Source organism: Thalassotalea euphylliae, assembly GCF_003390335.1.
Taxonomy (GTDB): Bacteria; Pseudomonadota; Gammaproteobacteria; order Enterobacterales; family Alteromonadaceae; genus Thalassotalea_F; species Thalassotalea_F euphylliae_B.
This window is the reverse complement of record NZ_QUOU01000001.1, coordinates 3,136,371-3,161,884: the sequence shown is the minus strand read 5'-3', so window position 1 is coordinate 3,161,884 and position 25,514 is coordinate 3,136,371. Positions and strand designations below refer to the sequence as shown.

21 protein-coding genes are annotated in these 25,514 nt (G+C 45.2%); 17 read left to right on the top strand and 4 right to left on the bottom strand.

Annotation, left to right across the window (positions count from 1 at the left end; all coding sequences use genetic code 11):
• The first annotated feature begins 44 nt into the window (after positions 1 to 44).
• The 16 genes from uppS to astB all read left to right on the top strand — a co-directional run bounded on the left by uppS (position 45) and on the right by astB (position 21,376).
• Positions 45 to 734, top strand: a complete 690-nt coding sequence (gene uppS / locus DXX93_RS13870; RefSeq protein WP_374188948.1) for a polyprenyl diphosphate synthase — start codon at positions 45 to 47, stop codon at positions 732 to 734.
• A 12-nt stretch (positions 735 to 746) separates the two neighbouring features.
• A complete protein-coding gene (locus tag DXX93_RS13865) occupies positions 747 to 1,613 on the top strand; it encodes a phosphatidate cytidylyltransferase (RefSeq protein ID WP_116008616.1) in 867 nt (288 codons plus the stop codon).
• Positions 1,614 to 1,645: 32 nt separating this feature from the next.
• Positions 1,646 to 2,863: a 1-deoxy-D-xylulose-5-phosphate reductoisomerase gene (gene ispC, locus DXX93_RS13860; RefSeq protein ID WP_116008615.1), complete on the top strand. Its 1,218-nt coding sequence runs from the start codon at positions 1,646 to 1,648 to the stop codon at positions 2,861 to 2,863.
• 4 nt (positions 2,864 to 2,867) lie between these two features.
• On the top strand, positions 2,868 to 4,223 hold the full coding sequence (gene rseP, locus DXX93_RS13855) for a sigma E protease regulator RseP (RefSeq protein WP_116008614.1): 1,356 nt from the start codon (positions 2,868 to 2,870) through the stop codon (positions 4,221 to 4,223).
• Positions 4,224 to 4,252: 29 nt separating this feature from the next.
• Positions 4,253 to 6,727 (top strand): outer membrane protein assembly factor BamA, encoded by a 2,475-nt coding sequence (gene bamA / locus DXX93_RS13850; protein WP_116008613.1) that lies wholly within the window; start codon positions 4,253 to 4,255, stop codon positions 6,725 to 6,727.
• A gap of 66 nt (positions 6,728 to 6,793) precedes the next feature.
• Complete coding sequence (locus DXX93_RS13845; protein ID WP_116008612.1) at positions 6,794 to 7,306, top strand: OmpH family outer membrane protein; 513 nt, start codon at positions 6,794 to 6,796, stop codon at positions 7,304 to 7,306.
• Between the two features lie 288 nt (positions 7,307 to 7,594).
• Complete coding sequence (gene lpxD, locus DXX93_RS13840; protein ID WP_116009971.1) at positions 7,595 to 8,632, top strand: UDP-3-O-(3-hydroxymyristoyl)glucosamine N-acyltransferase; 1,038 nt, start codon at positions 7,595 to 7,597, stop codon at positions 8,630 to 8,632.
• Between the two features lies 1 nt (position 8,633).
• Positions 8,634 to 9,086 (top strand): 3-hydroxyacyl-ACP dehydratase FabZ, encoded by a 453-nt coding sequence (gene fabZ, locus DXX93_RS13835; RefSeq protein WP_116008611.1) that lies wholly within the window; start codon positions 8,634 to 8,636, stop codon positions 9,084 to 9,086.
• 3 nt (positions 9,087 to 9,089) lie between these two features.
• Complete coding sequence (gene lpxA / locus DXX93_RS13830; RefSeq protein WP_116008610.1) at positions 9,090 to 9,860, top strand: acyl-ACP--UDP-N-acetylglucosamine O-acyltransferase; 771 nt, start codon at positions 9,090 to 9,092, stop codon at positions 9,858 to 9,860.
• Positions 9,861 to 9,874: 14 nt separating this feature from the next.
• Complete coding sequence (gene lpxB, locus DXX93_RS13825; protein WP_116008609.1) at positions 9,875 to 11,089, top strand: lipid-A-disaccharide synthase; 1,215 nt, start codon at positions 9,875 to 9,877, stop codon at positions 11,087 to 11,089.
• Positions 11,090 to 11,176: 87 nt separating this feature from the next.
• On the top strand, positions 11,177 to 11,797 hold the full coding sequence (rnhB, locus tag DXX93_RS13820; protein WP_116008608.1) for a ribonuclease HII: 621 nt from the start codon (positions 11,177 to 11,179) through the stop codon (positions 11,795 to 11,797).
• Between the two features lie 93 nt (positions 11,798 to 11,890).
• Positions 11,891 to 15,412 (top strand): DNA polymerase III subunit alpha, encoded by a 3,522-nt coding sequence (gene dnaE, locus DXX93_RS13815; RefSeq protein WP_116008607.1) that lies wholly within the window; start codon positions 11,891 to 11,893, stop codon positions 15,410 to 15,412.
• Positions 15,413 to 15,484: 72 nt separating this feature from the next.
• Entirely contained in the window at positions 15,485 to 16,441 is a 957-nt protein-coding gene (gene accA, locus DXX93_RS13810) for an acetyl-CoA carboxylase carboxyl transferase subunit alpha (RefSeq protein WP_116008606.1), read from the top strand.
• Positions 16,442 to 16,583: 142 nt separating this feature from the next.
• Entirely contained in the window at positions 16,584 to 18,095 is a 1,512-nt protein-coding gene (tilS, locus tag DXX93_RS13805) for a tRNA lysidine(34) synthetase TilS (RefSeq protein WP_116008605.1), read from the top strand.
• A 131-nt stretch (positions 18,096 to 18,226) separates the two neighbouring features.
• Positions 18,227 to 19,420, top strand: coding sequence for a dicarboxylate/amino acid:cation symporter (locus tag DXX93_RS13800; RefSeq protein WP_116008604.1), 1,194 nt, complete (start codon positions 18,227 to 18,229; stop codon positions 19,418 to 19,420).
• Between the two features lie 606 nt (positions 19,421 to 20,026).
• Complete coding sequence (gene astB, locus DXX93_RS13795; protein ID WP_116008603.1) at positions 20,027 to 21,376, top strand: N-succinylarginine dihydrolase; 1,350 nt, start codon at positions 20,027 to 20,029, stop codon at positions 21,374 to 21,376.
• Positions 21,377 to 21,498: 122 nt separating this feature from the next.
• Here the strand turns inward: astB and DXX93_RS13790 are convergent, their stop codons facing one another.
• The 4 genes from DXX93_RS13790 to DXX93_RS13775 form a co-directional block, all read right to left on the bottom strand.
• Complete coding sequence (locus tag DXX93_RS13790) at positions 21,499 to 21,735, bottom strand: hypothetical protein (RefSeq protein ID WP_116008602.1); 237 nt, start codon at positions 21,733 to 21,735, stop codon at positions 21,499 to 21,501.
• Positions 21,736 to 21,766: 31 nt separating this feature from the next.
• The gene (locus DXX93_RS13785; protein WP_116008601.1) at positions 21,767 to 22,624 is read right to left on the bottom strand and encodes an SPFH domain-containing protein; all 858 of its coding nucleotides are present in this window, start codon (positions 22,622 to 22,624) and stop codon (positions 21,767 to 21,769) included.
• A gap of 242 nt (positions 22,625 to 22,866) precedes the next feature.
• Positions 22,867 to 23,268, bottom strand: coding sequence for a ribosome recycling factor family protein (locus tag DXX93_RS13780; RefSeq protein WP_258872669.1), 402 nt, complete (start codon positions 23,266 to 23,268; stop codon positions 22,867 to 22,869).
• A 155-nt stretch (positions 23,269 to 23,423) separates the two neighbouring features.
• Positions 23,424 to 24,194 carry a hypothetical protein gene (locus tag DXX93_RS13775; RefSeq protein WP_116008599.1) on the bottom strand — a complete coding sequence of 257 codons (771 nt, stop codon included), beginning with the start codon at positions 24,192 to 24,194 and terminating at the stop codon, positions 23,424 to 23,426.
• A gap of 284 nt (positions 24,195 to 24,478) precedes the next feature.
• Here DXX93_RS13775 and cysB point away from each other — a divergent pair, with 284 nt between their 5' ends.
• A complete protein-coding gene (gene cysB / locus DXX93_RS13770; protein ID WP_116008598.1) occupies positions 24,479 to 25,453 on the top strand; it encodes an HTH-type transcriptional regulator CysB in 975 nt (324 codons plus the stop codon).
• The last annotated feature ends 61 nt before the right edge of the window (positions 25,454 to 25,514 follow it).

The window sequence follows — 25,514 nt, the reverse complement described above, 5'->3', positions numbered from 1 at the left end:
TAGAAACTTCAACTGTTAAGGTTCCGCAACATGTTGCCATTATTATGGACGGCAATGGCCGCTGGGCGCAGCTTCAAGGTAAGAAGCGCGTTTTTGGTCATAAATCCGGTGTGGAGTCGGTTCGTTCCTCGGTTACTGCTGCCCGTAAGTTAGGGGTAAAAGCCTTAACTTTATTCGCCTTTAGCAGCGAGAACTGGTTGCGACCTCAAGAAGAAGTTTCGGTATTAATGGAACTGTTTATGTTAGTGCTTAACCGCGAAGTCAAGCGCTTGCATAAAAACGATATAAAGTTTCGAGTGATTGGTGACGTGTCGCGTTTTTCTGACAAACTACAAGAAAAAATCAGAGCCGCTGAACAATTAACCGAGCACAACCAAGGCATGGTGTTATCTGTTGCCGCTAACTATGGTGGTCGTTGGGATATTGCCCATGCCGCTAGAAAGTTAGCTGAGCAAGTGCAAGCGAATGAAATTTCATTAGCGGATGTTAATGAGCAGTCATTGAACCAGCACACTAGCTTGGCAGATATGCCAGAATTAGATTTACTTATTCGCACTGGCGGTGACCACCGTATTAGTAACTTTTTACTGTGGCAAGCAGCTTATGCGGAGTTTTACTTCACTGATACCTTATGGCCAGATTTCAACGAAAACGAGTTCAATAAGGCGGTTGATACATTTTGTCAGCGCGAGCGTCGTTTTGGTCAAACCGGTGAACAAGTAAAACTACAATAAAAGGAATATCGCTTGTTAAAGCAAAGAATTCTTACGGCCGTTGTTTTAGCGCCGTTAGCTATCGGCGCAATTTTCTATTTGCCGTTACCACTGTTTGGCGCATTGATGGTGGCCATTATGGCCATAGGTGCATGGGAGTGGGGGCCATTAATGGGCTTTGCGCGTAAAACCCGTCGCCTGTTTTTCGTCTTCGCGAGTGTCGTGATTTTAGGAGCCATTTGGTCATTTATACCGCCAGAGTCACTGTGGCTTGAAAAAGGCGTACTGCAACAAACTGCCGTCTACATCTTATGGCTGGCGGTTGCGTGGTGGGCACTGTCGGCATTGCTTACTTTCCTGTACCCAAGGTTTAGTTCATTTTGGTCAAGCCATCGCTCGATTCGCGGTGTGTTCGGCTGGTTAACCTTAATTCCTGCTTGGCTCGCCTTTATGGTGATTCGTTCAAGTGAATACCAAGCTGATCCGTATCACGGTGCCCAGCTGATCATGTTTTTGTTCTTGATGGTGTGGAGTGCCGACATTGGTGCTTATTTTGTCGGTAAGTCAATTGGCAAACACAAACTAATGCCTAACGTTAGCCCGGGTAAAACCTTAGAAGGTTTTTTTGGTGGTATTGCTTCTGCCTGTTTATTGGTCGTTACCGCAGGTAAAATCATTGGTTGGAACGCAGAGCAATTTGCGATTGTGATCCCTGTGACCATAGTGATCACGACGATTTCTGTGCTAGGTGACTTAAACGAAAGTATGTTTAAGCGCCAAGCGGGTGTGAAAGACAGTGGCTCAATTTTACCGGGACACGGCGGCGTGTTAGACCGCATTGACAGCCTAACGGCAACCGCACCAATTTATGCACTGTGTTACGTGCTGATTGGCTGGTAAGCAGCCAAACATAGTGTTTATTTGTGATTAATATGCAGCAACACCAACTTTGTATTTTAGGCGCTACCGGTTCAATCGGCGAAAGCACGTTAGATATCGTTAAGCGCCATCCAGAGCGCTTTACGGTCGTTTCAATGTCAGCCAATTCTCGCGTCGAGAAAATGTTGGCGCAGTGTCTCGAATTTAAACCACAGCACGTGGTGATGGGCTGCGAGGAAACGGCAGCGAAGCTATCTGCGTTATTGGTTGAAAATGGTTTAGCCAATATTCACGTTAGCCATGGCGAACAAGCGCTATGTGCTATTGCGAGCAGCGATCAAGTTGATACGGTGATGGCGGCGATTGTTGGCTCATCAGGCTTAATGCCAACGCTTTCAGCCGTTAAAACAGGTAAGCGTGTTTTACTGGCAAACAAAGAATCGTTAGTCACGTCTGGCCAGATCTTTATCGATGCCGTTAAAGCGTCGGGCGCAAAATTATTGCCGATTGATAGCGAGCACAACGCGATATTCCAGTGCTTGCCTGAATTTGAGCAACACAGGCCGGGCGAGTGTCAACTGGCCGACAATGGCATTAGCAAAATTTTACTGACCGGCTCTGGCGGGCCGTTTCGCACTAAGCCAGTTAATGAGTTGGCGGATGTGACGCCAGAACAAGCTGTCGCTCATCCAAACTGGGACATGGGTAAGAAAATCTCGGTAGATTCTGCCACTATGATGAATAAAGGCTTAGAGTTTATCGAAGCCAAGTGGCTATTTAATGTGGAACCGTCACAAATTCAGGTGGTACTGCATCCACAAAGTACGATTCATTCGATGGTACAATACAAAGACGGCTCAGTGATTGCGCAAATGGGTAACCCAGATATGCGCACGCCAATAGCGCATGCCATGGCTTATCCGGAGCGTATTGATGCAGGCGTAGAGCCATTAGACTTTTTCAACACCAAGCCATTTGAATTTGAAGCGGTAGACTTTGACCGTTACCCAAATTTAAAGCTGGCAATTGATGCCTGTTCTCAAGGGCAAGCCGCTTGTACGGCGCTTAATGCCGCTAATGAAATTGCGGTTGAAGCCTTCTTAAATCACCAAATCAAATTTACCGATATCTTCCGTATTAATGAATTATCGGTGCAGCAATTTGTCTCACAACAAGTAACGACCATTGATGAAGTGATTGCGCTAGACGCAAGTGTGCGTGTATTTGCGCAAGGGCAGTTAGCAACATTAGTGGAAAACGAGCGAGGTTAGGCAGATGTTCGATGTGATTTGGAATTTAGCCTCTTTTATTATCGCCCTGGGCATTTTAGTGACGGTTCACGAATACGGTCACTTTTGGGTTGCTCGCAAGTGCGGTGTGCAAGTAGAGCGCTTTTCCGTCGGTTTTGGCCAGCCGATTTGGCGCAGAACCGATAAACACGGTACTGAGTTTGTCGTGGCGCTCATTCCACTTGGCGGTTACGTAAAAATGCTCGACGAACGCGTCGACGAAGTGCCAGCAGAAAAAGCACATCTAGCCTTTAACAATAAATCCGTCTATCAACGCATCGCGATTATTGCAGCTGGCCCACTGGCGAACTTTGCTTTTGCCATCGTTGCGTTCTATTTAATGTTCTTAATTGGCGTCCCCAGTGTTAAGCCTTACATTGGTGACTTAGCGCCAGACTCCATTGCCGCCAAAGCAAATTTACCCGTAAATGGTGAAATTGTGGCAGTCGCAGGACAAGAAGTTAACGACTGGCAAGATATCAATATGGCGTTGGTGGGCGAGATTGGCCAATCATCCATTGCCATTAAAGCAAGGCAGCCAGATAGCGTTTATGCCAAAGAGTTCACGCTAGATACGTCTAACTGGCAATTTGCGCCAGAGAAAACCTCATCGCTAGCAAGCTTAGGCATCGTGCCATTTGCTCCGAAAGTCCATACCGAGATAGCGGTGGTTGGCGAGGGCAGCGCGGCCGCAAGAGCTGGCTTGCAAATAGGTGATACACTGCTGTCGATTAACGGTGAAGCCATCAATAATGACTGGCGATTTTTCGCGGCTGAGATAAAAGCCTTAGCCAAGCAAGAAGTTGCATTGACGGTACTACGTAACAACCAGCAAGTAGCATTAACTGTGATCCCCGATGCCAGAGAAGTGAATGGCAAGCAAGCGGGATATTTAGGGATTTCACCTAAGTTAGATCCTTGGCCAGAGGGGCACAGAATCACTATAGGTTACGGCGTGTTGGGAAGTTTTCCTGAAAGTATGGAACGTACGTGGAATTTAGTGGTCTTAAGTTTCGAAATGATTGGTAAGTTAATCACTGGTGATGTCTCAGTGAAGAACTTAAGTGGGCCAATTTCCATCGCACAAGGGGCAGGAAATAGTGCTGGCTACGGATTCGTTTATTTTTTGGGCTTTTTGGCATTAATTAGCATTAATTTGGGAATAATTAACCTTTTACCGTTACCAGTACTTGATGGCGGCCACTTACTTTATTACCTTATAGAGCTTTTAACAGGAAAGCCTGTACCAGAGAAAATTCAAGAGTTGGGATTTCGATTCGGGGCACTCGCGTTACTCACCTTAATGAGCATCGCCATCTTTAACGATATATCGCGGCTTTAATAAAAAGAAGTAAACAAAGTTACACACTTATGATGATTAAAAAAATTGCCTTAGCGGTTCTATTAGGCACCTTAGGCACGTCTGTTCAAGCGTCAGATGACTTCCAAGTTGAAGATATCCAAATTAGAGGGCTACAGCGTGTCGCGTTAGGGGCAGCATTAACGCATATTCCATTTAATGTTGGCGATACGTTAAATGAATTTCGCGTATCACAGTCGATAAAAGCTTTGTATAAATCAGGCCACTTTAATGACATTCAAGTTTTTAAAGATGGCAATCGCGTTATTTATCGCGTGCAAGAGCGTGAAACCATCAGTGAAATTAGTTTTGAAGGCAACAGCGATCTAAAAGACGAACAGCTGACGCAAAGTCTTGATGACAGTAACATTCGCGTGGGTGAAACCTTAGACCGCACGGTAATTTCTGGCATTGAAATGGGGTTAGAAGACTTCTACCACAGTGTGGGTAAATACAATGCCAACGTTAAAGCGGAAGTGACCCATTTACCGCGTAACCGCGTTAACCTGAAATTTGTGTTCGAAGAAGGTGATGCGGCAGCCATTGAACAAATTAACCTTGTTGGTAACCAAGTGTTCACCGACGAAGAAGTGTTAAAGAATATTGAACTTACCTACGACTCACCGTGGTGGGATTTCCTTGCGCAAGATCGCTATCAAAAGCAAACCTTGCAAGGGGATATGGAAACCATTGAAAGTTTCTATCTAGATCGCGGTTATTTGCGCTTTAAAGTCGATTCAACGCAAGTGTCAATGACGCCAAACAAAGAGCAAGTTTACATTGCCCTTAACGTCACCGAAGGCGAGCAATACACAGTGAACGAAGTGGACTTTATTGGCGATATGGCGGGCTTCGAGCAAACGATTCGCGCGATTAACCCACTAAAAGCTGGTAAGTTATACAACGGTGCTGAGGTCACTTACACCGAAGAAACCATTAGTCGCTTCCTTGGCCGATTCGGTTATGCCTACCCGAAAGTAACCACCATTCCTGAAATCAACGACGATGACAAAACGGTAAAATTATCGATATCGGTTGACCCCGGTAAACGCATTTACGTTAACCGTGTTAACTTTAAAGGTAACCATGTCACCGCCGATCGCGTGCTGCGTCGCGAGCTTCGTCAAATGGAAGGGGCTTGGCTTTCAAACAGTTTAGTTGAAGCATCAAAAGCGCGTTTATCTCGTTTGCCTTATATGGAAACGGTTGAGTTTGAAACCAACCAACTGCCGGGCGAAGACGATTTAGTGAATGTTGATTTTGACGTCAAAGAGCAACCTTCTGGCTCATTTACCGCAGGTATTGGTTACGGTTCACAAACTAACTTGAGTCTAAACGCCGGTGTTCAGCAAAATAACTTTTTAGGAACGGGTAATCGCTTAGCGTTTAACATTAATACGGTAAGTTACTCACGTGCAGTGAGCGTGTCGTACACAGACCCATACTTTACCGTAGATGGTATTTCACTGGGCGGCTCGCTTTACTACAACGAGTTCGACGCTGGTAATGCCAACCTCGTTGAGTATGAAAACAAAACTTACGGCTTAGGCGTCAATTTGGGTTTCCCAATTAACGAGTATGTACGTGTTAACTTTGGCTTAGGCTACAAGAGTAATGGTATTACCCGTTTACAAACTTATGAGCAAATTCAGCGTTTCTATGAGTTGTATTCAGACCCGGACAACCCGGATGCGCGTCTAACCTTCGAGACGTTTGACTTATCAGCAGGTATCTCACGTTCAACGCTTAACCGTGGTACTTTCCCAACGGCAGGTTCACAGCAAAGTTTCTCAGCGAAGGTGACAACACCAAACTCTGATGTTAACTTCTTCAAACTTAACTTGAAGACCAAATGGTACTTCCCGTTAACGCGCGATCAAAAATGGACAGTACTAACACGCTTTGAAGCGGGTTACGCCAATGGTTACGACACGATAAACGGCAATGATCAAATTCTACCTTTCTGGGAGAACTTTAGAGCGGGTGGTTCAGACACGCTACGCGGCTTTGAAAACAACGTTGTCGGTCCTCGTGCAATCTTTAGGCGTCCAACGGCAATCGGTGGTACGCCAGATCCTGTCGGCAACGGCGGCGCCTGTTGTTTAGGACCAGATCATGACATTATTGATATTTCGAGAAACTCGGTAGGTGGTAACGCGCTAGCCATTGGTGGTGTTGAGTTAGTGTTCCCACTGCCATTTGTTGATGAAGGCTTCTCAAATAGCGTGCGTAGCAGTTTATTTGTTGATGTCGGTAACGTATGGGATACGGAATTTGATATTGACGATTACCGTGACCTAGACCCGAACGAATTTATCAAGATTGATGATTATTCAGATATCGGCCGCTACCGCAGCTCGGCTGGTTTATCTGTGCAATGGTTGTCGCCAATGGGGCCAATGATTTTTAGCTTTGCCAAGGCATTGAAAAAAGAAGATGGGGATGATACAAGTTTCTTCAGCTTTAACATTGGGCAAACATTCTAAGCCGCAGCAGATTCTGCAGGCATTATCTGCGGCATTATAATAAGTATTCATATTTAGGAGAAAACGTTGAAAAAGTTCATGAAAACATTGGCACTGACTACCGCCGCTTCAAGCATGTTGTTAGCTGGCTCTGCCATGGCGCAAAAGATTGCTGTTGTAAACTTCCAAGAAGTAATGACAAAGATTCCTCAAACTTCGGCAGTAATGCAAAAGTTAGAAACTGAATTTAAAGACGAAAAAGCGGTACTTGCGCAATTAGAAAAAGACATCAAGTACTTCCAAGAGAAGAAAAAGCGCGATTCTTCGTTAATGACGGATAAAGAAAAAGCCGATCTTGATAAAGAAATTGCGACGAAATTCCAAGAGTACCAAACCAAAGGTAAGGACTTTCAGCAAAAAACTCAGGTTCGCCAAAACGAAGAAACCTCAAAAATTATTGCGCTAGTTCGTCAAGCAATCGACAAGATTGCGGCAAAAGAAAAATTCGACATGGTGATTGAGCAAAAAGCCGTTGTTTTCTCTAAGCCTGAAACTAGCATTACTGAGCAAGTAGTTGAGCAAGTAAGTAAGCTAAACTAAATACCAATCCGCATAATAATATGCTCAACTCAGAGCTATTTCAGCGGTTCAAGTACAAGAAAAACTTTTGCTGATATAGTCATTCTACATCAAGAAAGTTTTGCGCAGTAATTGTGGCGCTGAAAAGCTCCCGAAGGGCTCGGCTAAAACACTTTACTGCGTTGTTGCATGTTTTTGAAATAGAATAACTATGTCGAGCAAACATGCGCCTTGCATTAAAGCGTTTTATCCCAAGCTGAGTGAGCATTTATTTATGTGGATTGGTATCAGACAATTCGGAAAAAGAACATTGCAATGAGTTATACCCTAACTGATATTGCAAAGCATATTGGCGCGACTGTTAAGGGAGATGGCAACATTTCCGTTAGCAGTCTTGCTACATTAGCGACTGCAAAAAATGATCAAATTGCCTTTCTGGCAAACAGCAAATACCAAAACCAACTGAAAGACACACAAGCCTGCGCGGTAATTTTAACGCCAGATATGGCTGAGCAGTGTCACACCAATGCCTTGGTGATGGACAACCCTTACATGGGCTATGCATTAACAGCTAAGCTGTTAGACCACACACCAGCATCAGCCACCAATATTCACCCAACAGCGGTTATTGATGATAGCGCGGTTATTGGTGACAGTGTGGCGATTGGCGCCAATGCCGTCATCGAAGCTGGTGCAGAGCTTGCCGCAGGTGTGATGATTGGCGCTGGTTGTTTTATTGGTCAGCATGCGAAAATTGGTGCGAACACTAAGCTTTGGTCAAACGTCAGCGTTTATCACGAAGTTGAAATCGGTAGCGACTGTTTAATTCAAGCCAATACGGTCATTGGCGCTGACGGCTTTGGCTATGCACCGCATCAAGGGCAATGGCACAAAATTCCGCAACTTGGCCGTGTGATTATCGGCAATCGCGTTGAAATTGGTGCCAGTACCACAGTCGATCGCGGCGCACTAGAAGATACCATTATTGGTGACGGTTGTATTATCGATAACCAAGTGCAAATTGCCCATAACGTCGTCATTGGCAAAAATACTGCAATTGCCGGCTGCACAGTGCTGGCAGGAAGTGTTAAAATTGGTAATAACTGTACTATTGGTGGTATGGCGGCGATTAACGGTCATATTGAGATTGCCGACAACGTAGTGTTCACAGGGATGTCGATGGTCACGAAAGGCGTTAAAGCGCCCGGTGTCTATTCGTCAGGTATTCCTGCCCAGCCAAATAAAGACTGGAATAAGATGAATGCTCGATTGCGCAAACTCGATGTGATGGCCAAAAAAATTACCACCATAGAAAAAACACTTAACGAGCAGCAAAAGGATAGTTAAGTTGGAACGACAACCAAACACAATTGATGTGGAAGAGATTCAATCCTTAATTCCACACCGTTACCCGATGTTATTAATTGATCGCGTAGTCGATTTCGAACCTGGTCAATGGTTACATGCGATTAAGAACGTAACCGTGAATGAGCCGGTGTTTACAGGTCACTTCCCAGGTTACTCCATCTTCCCTGGTGTCATGATTTTAGAGAGCTTGGCGCAAGCAACAGGTGTGCTCGGCTTTAAATCTACCGAAGGGCGTAACGAAGGCGAAATGTACTTGTTTGCGTCAATTGACAACGCCAAATTCAAAAGACCCGTAGTGCCGGGTGATACCATGCACTTACACGTAGAATTTCTCAAAGAACGCCGTGGCATGTGGAAGTTCTATGGTGAAGCACGCGTAAATGACAAAGTGGTTTGTAGCGCAGATTTAATGTGTGCTAGACGAGAGAGATAAGTTGTGATCCACGAACAAGCGATTATCGAGCCAGGTGCTCAAATAGGTGAAAACGTTTCCATTGGACCTTGGACGTATATTGGCAAGGATGTCGTCATTGGCGATAACTGTGATATTCGCTCGAATGTTGTGATTAAAGGGCCAACCACGATTGGCAAAGGCAACACGATTTACCAGTTCGCCACCATAGGTGAAGATTGCCAAGATTTAAAATACGCAGGTGAGCCAACGCAACTGATTATTGGTGATAACAATACCTTCCGTGAGTGTTGTACGATTCACCGTGGCACGATTCAAGACAATAGCCTGACACAAATTGGCAGTAACAACCTGTTTATGGCTTACACTCATGTTGCTCATGACTGCATGGTCGGCAGCAACTGTATTATGGCGAACAACGCTTCTATTGCTGGCCATGTGCACGTAGGCGACTGGGCGATTTTAGGTGGTATGGTAGGCGTTCATCAGTTCTGCCACATTGGCGCACACAGCTTTATTGCCGCCAACTCACTTGTGCTCAAAGATGTGCCGCCTTTCGTGATGGCATCAGGGCATGGCGCTTCGCCGTTTGGCTTAAACTCAGAAGGCTTAAAGCGCCGTGGTTTTGCTAAAGAAACGATTTTAGCCATTCGCCGCGCTTACAAAGAAGTGTACCGCAAAGGCCTAAATGTGGATGACGCACTAGTGGGTGTAAACGAATTAGCCAAAGACCATGAAGCCGTCAATGACTTTGCCGCGTTTATTAAAAGCTCGCAACGCGGCATTATTCGTTAATTTATCTCACGAAAATGTCGAATTCATCTTCTCAAGTGACCAGCGATTCGGCTGGTCCTGATTCTAAACAAAAGCCTCAAAATAAGTCTCTGCCGAACTCTCCCATCATTGCTATCGTCGTTGGCGAGCACTCGGGTGACACCTTAGGTGAAGGCTTGATGAAGGCCATTCTTGAAAAGCAGCCCAATGCTAAATTTATTGGGATTGGTGGCGCGAAAATGAATGCCCTTGGTTTTGAGAGCCTTTATGCCATGGAAGAGCTGGCGGTGATGGGCATTGTTGAAGTGCTCGGTCGCATTCGCCGACTGCTGCATATTCGCAAGTCACTGACCGAATATTTTACTCAAAACAAGCCAGATGTATTTATCGGTATAGATGCGCCAGATTTTAACCTGACACTTGAGCAGCGTTTAAAAACAGCAGGCATTAAAACCGTTCACTATGTGAGCCCGTCAGTTTGGGCATGGCGTGAAAAGCGCGTTTTTAAAGTGCAAGCAGCAACGAATTTAGTGCTTGCCTTATTGCCATTTGAAAAAGCGTTTTACGATAAATACCAAGTACCTTGTCAGTTTGTCGGGCATTCGTTAGCAGATGACATCCCGTTGGTCTCGGATAAAGCAGCGGCGAGAGCAGAACTTGGGCTTGAGCAATCAGGCAAAGTGTTGGCTTTAATGCCGGGCAGCCGTGGTGGTGAGCTGTCGCGTTTAGTTGAGCCGTTTTTACAATCGGCCAAGCAATTATTGGCAGAAGATCCCGCATTAACCTTTGTGGTGCCGATGATTTCAGAAAAGCGTGCTGAGCAATTTAATGCGCTTCACCAAGAAATCGCGCCAGAGCTGCCCATCAAACTGTATATTGGCAAGACCCAAGCGGTCATGGCCGCCAGCGATTGTTTGCTGACCGCATCAGGTACAGTCACGCTAGAAGCGGCATTAATTAAACGCCCTATGGTGATCACTTATCGCTTTAACTGGCTAACTTATCAAATGGGCAAGATCATGGTGAAGTTAAAACACTTCTCGCTGCCTAACTTGCTTGCCGATAAAGCTCTAGTGCCTGAGCTTTTACAAGATGATGTGACACCTGAGCATATTGTGCCACTGCTGAAAGAGCGATTGTATCAAGATCAATCGTCGCTTAATCAAGCATTTACCGATATTCATTTAACGCTCAAACAAGATGCCAGCCAGCAAGCCGCTAATGCTGTACTTGATTTGGTGCAGGCATAGCGTTATCACCTTGGCGTAGTGCATTTATTATCAAGGGCGCAGTAGCGCCCTTATTTGTTAACCCATATTTTCAATAGAAGTCTAACTATGACAACCCGTAAAAAAGCCGAATTACCACCGTTTGAATATCCCGTTGCATACTGTATTGCGGGTGTTGATGAAGTCGGGCGAGGCCCATTAGTCGGTGATGTGGTTACTGCTGCGGTGATTTTAGATATGGACAACCCTATCGAAGGGTTAATGGACTCGAAAAAATTGTCTGAGAAAAAGCGTGCCTTGCTTGCCGAAGAGATCAAAGAAAAGGCGGTTGCTTGGGCGATTGGCCGTGCAACGCCAGAAGAAATTGATACCATTAACATCCTGCACGCTACCATGCTGGCGATGCAGCGCGCGGTAGCTGATTTAAAAGTCACGCCAGATTATGTGTTGATTGATGGTAATCGCTGCCCAGAGTTAGGCATTCCATCACAGGCGGTGGTGAAAGGTGATGCCCGTGTTGCCGAAATTAGTGCCGCGTCAATTCTCGCTAAGGTTGAGCGCGACAAAGATATGATTGAATTGGATAAGCTCCACCCTGAGTTTGGCTTTGCCAAACACAAAGGGTATCCAACCAAAGCGCACTTTGAAAAAATAGCTGAACTTGGCGTGTTAGACTGTTATCGTAAAAGTTTTAAGCCAGTTGCTGCGATCGTTAACGGCGGCAAGTAAGGCATTCAATTAACTTTTCTAAGTGACTGATTAATAAAGAATTTAGCTATATTTAGCATACCTAAAAGAACCAGAGAAGATAAGCCCAACTAGATGTCAGAGCCACTAACCCAAAGCGATCCTAAATTTATTCACTTACGCGTCCACAGTGACTTTTCGATGAGTGACGGCTTAGCGAAAATGAAGCCGATTATCGGCAAAGCAGAATCGCTCAATATGCCCGCGATTGGTATTAGCGATCAAACTAACTTGTGTGGCTTGGTAAAGTTTTATCACGGTTGTCATGGCGCGGGTATTAAGCCGATTATCGGCACTGATTTTTGGGTAAAAAGCGATGAATTGGAAGATGAACTGTTTCGCCTTGTGGTGATCGCATCCGACAATACCGGTTATAAAAACCTGACAGAGCTTATTTCAAAAGCTTATCTGCGTGGCCATGTGCAAGGTAAAGCGGTACTGGATAAGAAATGGTTAGTTGAGCACGCCGAAGGCATTATTTTGCTTTCTGGTGGCCGTGAGGGCGATGTTGGTAAGGCACTGTTAAAAGGTAACCAAGCACTGGTTGCTGAGATGGTGAGCTTTTATCAAACCCATTTTGCCGATAGATACTACCTTGAGCTGATTCGCACTGGCCGACAAGACGAAGAAACTTACCTACATTTAGCCGTCGAGCTGGCAAGTGCTCAAGGCTTGCCTGTGGTGGCCACTAACGAAGTGGTGTTTCTTAACCCTGAAGATTTCGATGCCCACGAAATCCGCGTGGCGATTCACGACGGTTTTACCCTTGATGATAAGCGACGTCCTAAACGTTACTCGCCGCAGCAATACCTGCGCTCAGAAGAAGAAATGTGTGAGCTGTTCTCAGACATTCCTGAAGCACTTGCCAACTCGGTAGAAATTGCTAAGCGCTGCAATGCCACCGTTCGTCTTGGCGAATACTTCCTGCCTGATTTCCCAACCGAGGGGATGAAGATTGACGACTTCCTTGTCAAAGTGTCGGAAGAAGGCTTGCAAGAGCGTTTAGAGTTTTTATTTGATAAAGATGCGCCGGACTTTGCGGAAAAGCGTCAACCCTATGATGAACGCCTAAAAATCGAGTTAGACGTTATCAATAATATGGGGTTTCCCGGTTACTTCTTGATCGTAATGGAATTTATCCAGTGGAGTAAGGACAACGACATTCCAGTGGGGCCTGGGCGTGGCTCTGGTGCTGGCTCGCTCGTGGCTTACGCATTAAAAATTACTGACCTAGACCCACTAGAATTTGACCTGCTATTTGAGCGATTCCTTAACCCCGAGCGGATCTCGATGCCGGATTTCGATGTCGATTTCTGTATGGATCGCCGCGATGAAGTAATCGACCACACCGCCGAACTTTATGGCCGTGATGCGGTATCGCAAATTATTACTTTCGGTACTATGGCGGCAAAAGCGGTTATTCGCGATGTTGGCCGAGTATTAGGTCACCCCTACGGTTTTGTTGACCGCATTTCTAAGCTCATTCCGGGCGACCCGGGCATGACGCTCGCTAAAGCCTTTGACGTTGAGCCAAAACTGCCTGAAATTTACGAGCAAGACTCGGAAGTAAAAGACCTTATTGATATGTGTCGTATCTTGGAAGGGACGACACGTAATGCCGGTAAACACGCTGGTGGTGTGGTTATCTCGCCCACGACGATCACGGATTTTGCGCCGCTTTACTGTGACGATGAAGGTAAAAACCCTGTCACTCAATTCGATAAAAACGACGTTGAAGATGCGGGCTTGGTTAAGTTTGACTTCCTTGGGCTTCGAACCCTGACTATCTTGCAGTGGGCAATCAATATGGCGAATGAAAAAATCGCCAAAACCGATGGTCAGCCCATTGATATCGCCGCTATACCGCTAGACGACAAAGATGCCTTTAAAGTGCTACTAGCAGCGCAAACCACCGCCGTATTCCAGCTGGAATCGTCGGGTATGAAAGCGCTAATTGAAAAGCTAAAGCCTGACTGTTTTGAAGATATTATCGCACTGGTAGCCCTGTTTAGACCGGGGCCGCTAGATTCGGGCATGGTAGATAACTTTATCGAACGTAAGCACGGCCGTGAAGAAGTTTCTTACCCAGATGCAACATGGCAGCACGAGTGGCTAAAACCGGTACTTGAACCAACCTACGGCATTATTCTTTACCAAGAGCAGGTAATGCAAATTGCACAGGTACTTGCGGGTTATACGCTCGGTGGCGCGGATATGCTGCGCCGTGCCATGGGTAAGAAAAAGCCGGAAGAAATGGCAAAACAGCGTGCCGTGTTCGAAGAAGGGGCGAAAGGCCAAGGCGTCGATGGCGAATTGGCGATGAAAATCTTCGATTTGGTAGAAAAGTTCGCGGGTTACGGTTTTAACAAATCCCACTCGGCGGCATACGCACTCGTGTCCTATCAAACGCTATGGATGAAAGCTCACTATCCTGAACCCTTTATGGCGGCGGTAATGTCGGCGGATATGGATAACACCGATAAAATCGTCACCTTGGTGGACGAGTGCAGCAACATGGGCTTAACTCTGTTGCCGCCTGATGTTAACTCAGGTCAATACAAGTTTACCGTTAACGATGATAACGAAATTGTTTATGGCATTGGCGCGGTCAAAGGGGTTGGTGAAGGGCCAATTGAAGCGATAATTGCCGCGCGTGAAGCCGGTGGGCCGTTTGCCGACTTATTTGATTTTTGTGCCCGTGTCGATATCAAGAAAACCAATAAGCGGGTTTTAGAGCGATTAATAAAATCAGGTGCGATGGACGCCCTTGGGCCAAAAACTGAAAACGGGGGCCCACATCGCGCAGCCATGTTCGAGACTCTACCAGAGGCGATTAAGGCGGCAGAGCAGCATGCTAAAGCGCAAGCGCTGGGGCAAGATGATTTATTTGGTTTAATTAACGAGCAGCCAGAAGATACTCGCCAAACCTTTAAAGACGTACCACATTGGCCAGAGCAAGAATGGCTGGAAGGGGAAAAAGAAACGCTTGGGTTATACCTAACAGGCCACCCCATCAATCGCTATCTTGCTGAGATTAAACATTATGCCACCAGCCGATTAGTCGGCGTTCAGCCGACAGGGCGCGATAAGTCTGCTACCTTAGTGGGCTTGGTTATTGGCGTACGGGTGCTGGTCAACAAACGTGGTCGCCGCTGGGCGTTAGTCACACTTGATGATCGCAGTGCGCGCCTTGATGTGCGCCTCTTTCCAGATGATTATGATAGGTTTCAAGACCTTCTGGTTAACGACGCAATTTTGGTGTGTAGTGGACAGGTCAGCTTTGATGATTATTCTGGTGGATATACAATGTCCGGCCGAGATATAATCACAATCGCAGACGCCAGAGAAAATCACGTTAAATCTCTTGATCTTAACGTTGATAGCAGTCAAATCGGTGCGGATTTTATCGAACAATTTACGCAGGTATTGTCGCCATACAAAGACGGTACTTGCCCAGTACGAGTCTTCTATAAACGCCAAGAGGCGCAAGGGGTGCTTGAGCTGGGCGTGCAGTGGCGGGTAACCCCTGCCGATATGTTGCTGCATGAAATGAAACAACTGCTTGGCGAGGAAAACCTTGCTTTGCAATTCAAATAACAAAATACTGGTAGACTGCACAAGTAAGCGACAGTTCACATCAGTAACGACAGGTTAGGTAGACCAACGCATATGTCATTAAATTTTTTAGACTTTGAACAACCGATTGCCGAACTAGAAGAAAAAATCGAAGAGCTGCAATTGGTTAACAACGGCCAAGAACTAAACCTTGATTTAGAAGATCAAATCAGCCAACTGCGCGATAAGAACAACGAACTAACGAAAAAAATCTACGCAAATTTAGACCCATGGCAAACGGCGCGTGTGGCTCGCCATCCACAGCGTCCATACACACAAGACTACCTGAGCCGTATTTTTGATGAATTCGACGAATTAGCGGGCGACCGTGCCTATGCGGACGATAAAGCCATTGTTGGTGGCACTGCGCGTTTAGATGGCAAGCCTGTGATGGTTATTGGTCACCAAAAAGGCCGTTCAACCACGGAAAAAGTAAAACGTAACTTTGGAATGCCACGTCCTGAAGGTTACCGCAAAGCCTTGCGTTTAATGGAAATGGCAGAGCGCTTTAATATGCCAATTATCACTTTTATCGACACGCCAGGTGCTTACCCAGGTGTTGGCGCGGAAGAGCGCGGTCAAAGTGAAGCGATTGCGCGTAACTTAAAAGTGATGGCGCGCTTAACTGTGCCAATTGTGTGTACAGTCATTGGTGAAGGTGGCTCTGGTGGTGCACTCGCGATTGGTGTGGGTGACCGTGTGAACATGCTGCAATATTCAACGTACTCAGTAATTTCACCAGAAGGTTGCGCGTCAATCTTGTGGAAAACTGCAGAAAAAGCGTCAACAGCGGCCGAAGCGATGGGCATTACGGCGAAACGCATTAAAGAGCTTGAGCTGATTGACAACATCGTTGAAGAGCCATTAGGTGGCGCACACCGCGATATGGATCAAATGTCGGCGATGTTAAAACAAGCCATTAAAGCCGATTTGACAGATCTTGAAGGTTTATCAAAAGACGAGCTTATCGAAAAGCGTTACGAGCGACTAATGTCGTTTGGTTACTGCTAAGCCAAATAAATCGAGCTAGGCCAAATAAAGCGAGCTAGGCCTATTAATTTTAGGCAAAGCGAATCAAATCACTAAAAAGCGGCTACTAAGCCGCTTTTTTTATTGTTAACCTTTACCCATTCTCAGTTTCCAAGACGCCGTTATGAATTCTGCGCTCGATACACTTCGACAGCTTTTTAGCAAGTACCCTGATTATCCTGTGATTGTTGCCTATAGCGGCGGTGCTGACTCACAAGTACTACTGGATTTGGTTTGCCAAACATTAACAGAAGAAAACCAAACTACTAATGTTGAGGTAGAGCACAAAACAAGCACTCGCGACTTATTAGTTTGTCATATTCATCATGGTTTAAGTGCCAATGCCGATAGCTGGCAAGCGTTCGCTGAGCGCGAATGCGAGCGCCGAGGTGTTGCGCTCAAGGTAGTCAAAGTGAAACTGGCAACAGAAAGTGGCGAGAGTATTGAAGCCTTGGCGCGCGATGCAAGGTATCAAGCGTTAACTGCTGCGAGTAAAAAGCCTGCTTTAGTACTAACAGGGCATCATATCGATGATCAGCTAGAAACCATGTTGCTGGCATTGAAACGTGGCTCAGGTGTCAAAGGGTTAGGGGCAATGGCAAGTGAGAGTGATTTAGCGCAGCACAAGCTATGTCGACCCTTGATATCGGTTTCCCGCAGTGATATCGAAACCTATGCAGCGAATCAGCACCTAGATTGGGTAACCGATGAGTCAAATGCCGATACTCGCTACGATCGCAATTTTCTGCGCAATGACATTATTCCAAGTATAGCGGCGCGCTGGCCAGCGTTTAGCCAAGCCGCCGCGCGCAGTGCCGAGCTTTGCCAACAAAATCAGCAATTGGTCGAAGCGTTAGCGGAGCAGGATTTATCAAATTTAGTGGCTGACTCTACGCAAATTCAGCCGCGACGAGCAAACGCCAAGACAGGCTTAAATATAGAAACGGGCTTGCCGATTGATAAACTCGCCAAGCTAAGCCAAGTGAGATTTAATAACCTAATTCGTCATTTTATTGCCTCAAGAGTCTCACTTTCTCAGTCATCATTGACGGTAAAAATGCCATCGCAAGCGCAGCTTAACCAATTGTATCAACAGCTTGGCGTAGCTGATGATAAAGTACCAGAAATTAAATTGGGCAATATTTGGGCAAGACGCTTCCAAGGGCAGTTGTTTTTTACTAAGGCATTTACGGATATCAGTGATTTTAGTGCGAATATCAGTATCGAAAGCCTGAATGAAGGCTGCCAAGTCGTTGAACTACCTGATGGCTTGGGAAAATTAGTGTTTAGCGCTGTTTTAAATAAAGGGCAGGGAGCGCTTGTTATGAGCTTGCCTAAATCAGTCACCAACTTAGCTATCAAGTTCTCCCATACCAACCCTAAGATATTGCCAGATTATCGCAACCATTCTCGTTCAATGAAAAAAGTGCTGCAAGAGCTCAATATCCCCACTTGGCAGCGCAAGCGTTTACCTTTTATTTATGCTTATCACGATGCTAACGAAGGTGTTAACCGTGAAGCAAGTGAGCCTGCGTTAGTCGGCATTCCAAATTACTTTGTCTGTCAGCCTTTCTTGCCAAAAGAGCAAGCCAGTGAAGACACCCTATTCACCGTTGAGTGGCATAACAGCCCATAGCGGTGGCAGACTGATAGGCTGACGCTGGGGTATATATAGCATCACACCAAAAAAACGCGTTAGAATGCGTATGATAAGATTTTTATAAAATCGACAAAAACAATAATATTGTTCCAGAGAGAAGATCATTCATGAATCTAGTAATTAAACTCATCGCCGGTATCGTCGGCGGTATGCTGATTGGCCTTTACGCGCCAGACTTTATTGTCCAATTGCTGTTTACGGCACAAACACTAATCGGCCAGCTCATTAAATTTACCATTCCACTCATTATTTTGTTTTATATTGCCAGCGGTATCGCATCTTTGCCGCAAGGCTCAGGCTCGCTGCTGGGGAAAACCGTTGGTTTAGCCTATGGCTCAACCATAGTGGCGGGCACGCTCGCATTTTTAATCGCTAGCTCAATTTTACCAAGCTTAGTGTCAGGTAATGCCTTGGAAGCGGCTGCGGAAGGCGAAAAGCTCAAAGGGTTTATCGACATTAGTATCCCACCGTTATTTGAAGTAATGACGGCATTAGCTTTGGCGTTTATTTTAGGTATCGGTATTAGCGCAATCAATGCGACTAGCCTGCGCAAGGGCATTAACGAAGCGCGTGATATTGTGGAAGTGTTATTAAGTAAGGTAATTATTCCAGCCTTACCGTTATACATCGCCGGTGTTTTTGCGGAAATGACGGTGGATGGCACGGTATTTTCTACCTTAAAAACCTTCGGCGTAGTCTTGGTACTCGCTATTGCCATGCACTGGTTATGGATTTCAGTGCTATATATTGGCAGTGCAGCAGCCATGGGGAAATCACCACTAAGCCTATTAAAAAACATGCTACCTGCATACTTTACGGCACTAGGTACTATGTCGAGCGCAGCAACGATTCCGGTATCACTGCGCGCGACTAAGGAAAACAAAGTACGTGATGGTATTGCTAACTTTACCGTGCCACTGTGTGCCTCAATCCATTTGAGTGGCTCAACCATTACTATTGTCACTTGTGCTACTGCGGTCATGCTATTAACCCCTGAAATCGCCTTACCAGATCTCGGCGGCATGGTGCCATTTATTTTAATGCTAGGTGTCACTATGATTGCCGCGCCGGGTGCGCCAGGTGGCGCGGTAATGTCGGCACTTGGTTTACTTGGCACTATGCTTGGCTTTACCGATGCTGCTTTGGCTTTAATGATTGCATTGTATTTAGCACAAGACAGCTTCGGCACGGCTTGTAATGTAACGGGTGATGGCGCGATTGCTTTATGGGTCGATAAGTTTGCGGGTGAGCAAGGTATCGCTCAAGGAGAAGGCGAAACCAAGGGTGATGTCAAAGCTTAAAATAGCCAGTCAATTCGTTAAAATCTCCCAACAAACGATCAGAAATAAGAAAACCAAAGCCGCCTCGTGCGGCTTTTTACGGGCAAATGGCGCATTGTTCGTCTTATTCAAAGGCGCGATTCAATTACGCTAGCTAATCGTTGAGAATTTTTATCATACTCACTTGAATAATTATGCATTAACTTCCCCTCAAGCCTTTATTCATAAGGGGTGTAGGCTTACATAGATACTAAATTTCCTTTGGCTAATGATTAAAAACGGGCATAATATCTGTCAAAAAATTGGGTGGGTAAGTGCATTATCCGCTTAAAAAATGCAGTTTAGTCGTTTTGGGCGTTACGGAGTGCTCAAGTCGATTTACCATGACTCAACGCAAAATTGATGCGCTGTGCTATATCTTGAAGACGATTTAGCCAAGAGAAGCTGAACTTTTGGTACTTTTTTCACGCCAACAAGCTTGAATAAACATTCGATTGCTCATGAGTTAAAAATATTGAGTTTCAAATGTATGAGTCATGGCGTCAAGAAACCCGCGTTAATTCAAGATTAACGTACAAAATGCACATAACCTAACCGCTTTTAAAGCCGTCAAAACTAGGAGTAATAATGAATACAACGCGAGTAAGCAGCCAAGAAGTGAACTTTGATGGTTTGGTTGGCCCAACCCATAATTATGCGGGGTTATCAGAAGGCAACGTCGCATCGCTAAGCAACGCTAACGATACTTCTAGTCCCAAACAGGCGGCTAAGCAAGGCTTAAAGAAAATGAAAGCCTTACACGATATGGGCATGACTCAGGGTATTTTAGCACCGCAAGAACGCCCTGATATGTATGCGCTGCGCCGTTTAGGCTTCACGGGGACGGATGCACAAGTACTGGAAGCGGCTTACAAGCAAGCTCCAGCACTTTTATCAGCCTGTTGCTCAGCGTCAAGTATGTGGACAGCCAATGCCGCAACCGTATCACCGGCGGCAGATACGCATGATGGCAAGGTGCATTTTACTCCGGCAAACTTAACCAACAAGTTTCACCGCTCACTAGAGCCAGATACCACCAGCAATATTTTAAAAGCGACGTTTAACGACGAAAACCACTTCGTACATCATCAGCATTTACCTGACAATGATCACTTTGGTGATGAAGGGGCTGCGAACCACACGCGTTTGTGTGGTGACTATCACGAGGAAGGTGTTGAGATTTTTACTTTTGGTCGTTACGCCTTCAATCGCAACAAACCTATGCCTAGCAAATACCCAGCTCGCCAAACCATCGAAGCAAGCAAGGCGGTGGCGCGCTTACATGGCTTGTCTGACGCGCAAACGGTTTATGTTCAGCAAAACCCGAATGTTATTGACCAAGGTGTGTTCCACAACGATGTGATCGCTGTTGGTAACCAAAACGTGCTCTTCTATCACCAAGAAGCATTCCTTGATACCGAACTGTTCTTCAACGAATTACGCACTAAGTTTAGTGGTGAGCTACATGCAGTAGAAGTGAAGTCTGAGCAAGTAGCGGTTGCCGATTGTGTTAGCACTTACTTATTCAATACCCAGATTATTACTTTACCGTCGGGTGAAATGGCGATTATTGCGCCAATGCATTGTCATGACAATCCGAGTGTTAAGGCTTACTTGGATGAACTCGTCACGCTTAATACCCCAATCAAACAAGTACACTATTTTGATGTTAACGAGAGCATGAAAAACGGTGGTGGCCCAGCGTGCTTGCGTTTACGTGTAGCCATGACCGAGCAAGAAGTGCATGCCGTTAACCAGCAATGTTTATTAACTGATGCTAAGTTTACAGAATTAAATGCTTGGGTAGATAAGCACTATCGCGATCAGTTAACGTTTGACGATTTACGTGATCCATCCTTGGTTACCGAGTCACGCACAGCACTGGATGAATTGACCCAAATTCTTCAATTAGGCAGTGTTTACCGCTTCCAGCAGTAGGCTTTTCATTTGCAATTGAGATGTGATTTGCAATTGATTTAACAATAGCTATGAATAAGAAAGAGTGAGTACCTGCAAAGGCTCACTCTTTTTTTATGCGATTTCTTATCCTAGCTGGCGCGCTATTTGTTGTCGTCACGCTTATCGGCCTTGAGCTCCTCGCTTTTTGGGGTACCCAAGGCTTCAATTTCAGTCACTACTTGCTGAACGAGCTTAATACGTCCAGATTTAATCAGCGCATCTCTAAGCACATATTCTATTTGTGCATTCACACTGCGCAATTCATCATCTGCCCACCGCTGGGTCGCGGCGAGCACATCAGGGTTAATACGCAGTGGAAAGCTTTTCTTTGCCGCCATACTCGCTCCTAAATTTCAATGAGCAGAGTGGTTAGTAAAGGCTACCAGCGTTGATAACTGGTTGCGTGTTATGCTCACCACACAATACTACAAGTAGGTTGCTAACCATGGCTGCTTTGCGCTCCTCATCTAAATCGACAATCTCTTTTTCTGACAGCTTGGCAAGTGCCGCTTCAACCATGCCTACTGCACCTTCTACAATTTTACCGCGTGCCGCGACAATGGCAGATGCTTGCTGGCGTTGTAGCATAGCGCTAGCAATCTCAGGGGCATAAGCCAAATGGCTAATACGCGCTTCTAATACGTGAACTCCTGCTTTATCTAAACGCTGCTGAATTTCAGTTTTAAGTGATTCTGACACTTCTTGTGGATGACTGCGCAGTGCTACCGCATCACCTTCGTGTAAATCGTATGGGTAAGTGGTTGCCATATTGCGCAGGGCAGCCTCGCTTTGAATACTCACGTAACTTTCGTAATCATCCACTTCAAATACTGCTTCCGCCGTATCTTCAACAGCCCAAACAACCACTGCGGCAATTTCAATTGGGTTACCGTGATTGTCATTGACTTTTAGCTGGCCACTTTCAAAGTTGCGAATTCGCAATGAGATATTGCGGCGTACAAACAGTGGAATGGTCCAGCGCAAACCACTGTGCTTAACGGTGCCAACATAGCTACCAAAGAAGGTCATTACCTTAGCTTGATTCGGTTGAACAATAAAAAGCCCGGGCCAACAAACACCTACCAAAATGATAAAGACCAGGCTGGCGATAGGGGCGTTGGGCTGATCGGCAGCGCTAACTAGGCTGATAACCGATAGCAATTGCAGCACAAGTAAAACCAGTGCCGCTAAATATCCATTCAGTGAAAATCCAATTTTTTCTTTCATAAATACCTCTATGTGATATCAATTTGATATCACTATATTAATAAAAGTTGAGTATGTAAATTAAAAAGTGCTCAATGAACAGAAATACTGGCTCGTAAAGCAGGGGTGTGAAATGGGCTATCAAGTGAAAGTCGCAGAAAATGTGCGCAGCTAACGCACTTGGTTAGCTTAGTGGTGGGAGCTGGTGTTTCGGGCTGGTAGTCAATGCTGATAGTTAGTGCTGATGGTTAGCAAGTAGGGAACTAGAGAAATTCTAACTCATCAATAACACGCCTTGCTTGTGCAGCCGTGCAGTCAGTTTTGGCGATAAGTTGGTTAACTGTTATGCCACTGTTTTGTTTGGCGATAAACATCAGGTCGTCGTGTGTGAGGGTTTCTTGCTGGTTTTTTAAGTGTTTTGCCAGCCACAGCCAGCTTTGCTCTTCATTGGCCTCGATAAAATTAATAATTTCCTGTAGCTGAATTTTATTCGCTGTTAATCGCCAGTTGCGTGAGCGGCCAATGCGATTAAGTTCGCAACCAATGTCTCGAATAGCTGCTTTTAACGCATAGGCTTTCATCGTTTTACGCAAAAATGATGGCAGCACTATGGTTGAGGAGGAACGGGTTGACGAGGAGCGGGTTGAAGAGGAATGTTTAGCCACGGGCAGTTACAGGTTTATTGGTTGCTGGAAGATAAAAACAATTAGTATATGCAAACTTTGCATGGCTTAAAAGTGATGGATTTAGCAAAGGATATAAAGCAAACAACCAGCTAGGTGCTGGTTGTTTGGGAAATCGAGCAAGGTAAGCTGGCGTGCTACCACTTCTTCTTGGGTTGAAATAACAGGTCTAAATCATCCTCTTCACTCTTCGCTTTTTTCTCAGCGTCACGGGCGTTAGTGTTTTTCAGCTCGTTTGTTATCTCTTCTAGTTTTTGTTTGATTTCTGCTTTTTTATTTTGCGTGTATTCGTTTTGGTTTGCTGTGTTATCAATACTGGCGAGCGCTTTTTCGTAATATTGACGAGCCGAACCAAGCATTTCCTTGGAGTACGCCGCATTACCGCGTTTAAGTAGGCTTTCAATATTGATTTTTATTTGCATTGAATCAAGTCGTAAATCTTCTTGCATAAACACTTGCGCGTCTAGTACACCTTTGTTCTGCTCAGATTTTAATGTCGCGCGCAGTTTTTTAATGCATTGTAAAATTTGTACCAGCTGTTGTTCGTTATCGGGCAAGGTAAACTGCTGCTCTTTATTGCCAGTGTTGGCGGCCATATCTGCTGATGCTTTAAGTCGGTTTTCAAATTCTTGAATACGGCCTTTAACCCCTTTCATTTCTGGCATGATCTGCTCAATCGCCTTAGCTGCGCCTAAACTACGTCGACTTAATACTTCGATAATTCTGGGGTTTTCGGGTAGAAGTGCCATGGCCATGACTAGCTCTTCAGTTTCGTCAATGATCGCTTTTTGTTTGGTGATCTGAGCGCGCTTTTCCGCTTCCATTTTTTCTTTGTGTTGTTGGATTGCGCTTACCACAACGACAATAATTATAAGGGCGACAATCAATCCGATGATGATGGCTATCATGTTTTTCTCAACTCAATAATTTGATACAGCTTTTAGCAGTCTACAAAAATTGTATTGTTTAGCATAGCGCTAAATATCTGAAACTAGGAAAAACATTCCAAAATAAAGACAAGTTCGCAACACGTTCTTTACGCTTGCTAAAAAAATCATCAGCAAGTTGGTAAAACCTTGCTAGACTTTTTGTTATAAGTTTGAAAATTTTAAAAATAATATGGAATATTGCAGTATTTAAGTATATATTTTTGGAATAAAAATACATTAAATCAATGTGGTAATGGAATAAAATGAAGCTCCAACAACTAAGATATATTGTTGAGGTATTGAACAATAACCTCAACGTTTCGGCAACGGCCGAAAGCCTTTACACTTCACAACCCGGTATTAGCAAGCAAGTGCGTATGCTGGAAGATGAGTTGGGCATTCAAATCTTTGGTCGTAGCGGCAAGCATTTAACTCATGTCACTTCGGCAGGTCATGAAGTCATCAATATTGCCACAGAGATCCTCAACAAAGTTGAAGCCATAAAGGCCGTAGCGCGCGAGCATACTCAGCCAGACGAAGGTAAGTTGCGTATTGCGACCACACACACGCAAGCGCGCTATGCACTGCCTGATGTGATCCGGGGCTTTATTAAGAAATACCCGAAAGTGTCTTTGCACATGTACCAAGGTACGCCACAGCAAATTAGTGAAGCATCCGCCAAAGGTGAAGCTGATTTTGCCATCGCGACAGAATCACTGCATTTGTATAACGATCTTATTATGTTGCCTTGTTATCACTGGAACCGCAGTATTATTGTTCGCAAAGACCACCCACTTGCGAAAGTCACGAATTTAACCATTGCCGATATCGCGAAATACTCGCTGGTCACGTATGTGTTTGGCTTTACGGGTCGCTCTGAGCTGGACAAAGCATTTAGCGCGGCAGGTTGTGAGCCTAAAGTTGTGTTTACCGCAACGGATGCTGATGTGATTAAAACCTACGTACGTTTAGGCGTTGGTATTGGCGTGATTGCAACGATGGCGATGGACCCTGAAGCCGATAGCGATTTAGTGACGCTGGATGCAAGCCACTTATTCAAGGCGAGTACCACGAAAATTGGCTTTAGACGCGGTACTTTCTTACGAGGCTATATGTTTGATTTTATTGAGCGCTTTGCACCGCACTTAAATCGAGACTTAGTCACTAAAGCGATGCTGTTAAAGAATAATGTGGAAATAGATGAAATGATGTCGGATATTGAATTACCGACTAAGTAAGCCGATATCCCACTTTAGGATTTTCCAATAAAAAACGAGCTAACCTAGCTCGTTTTTTTAT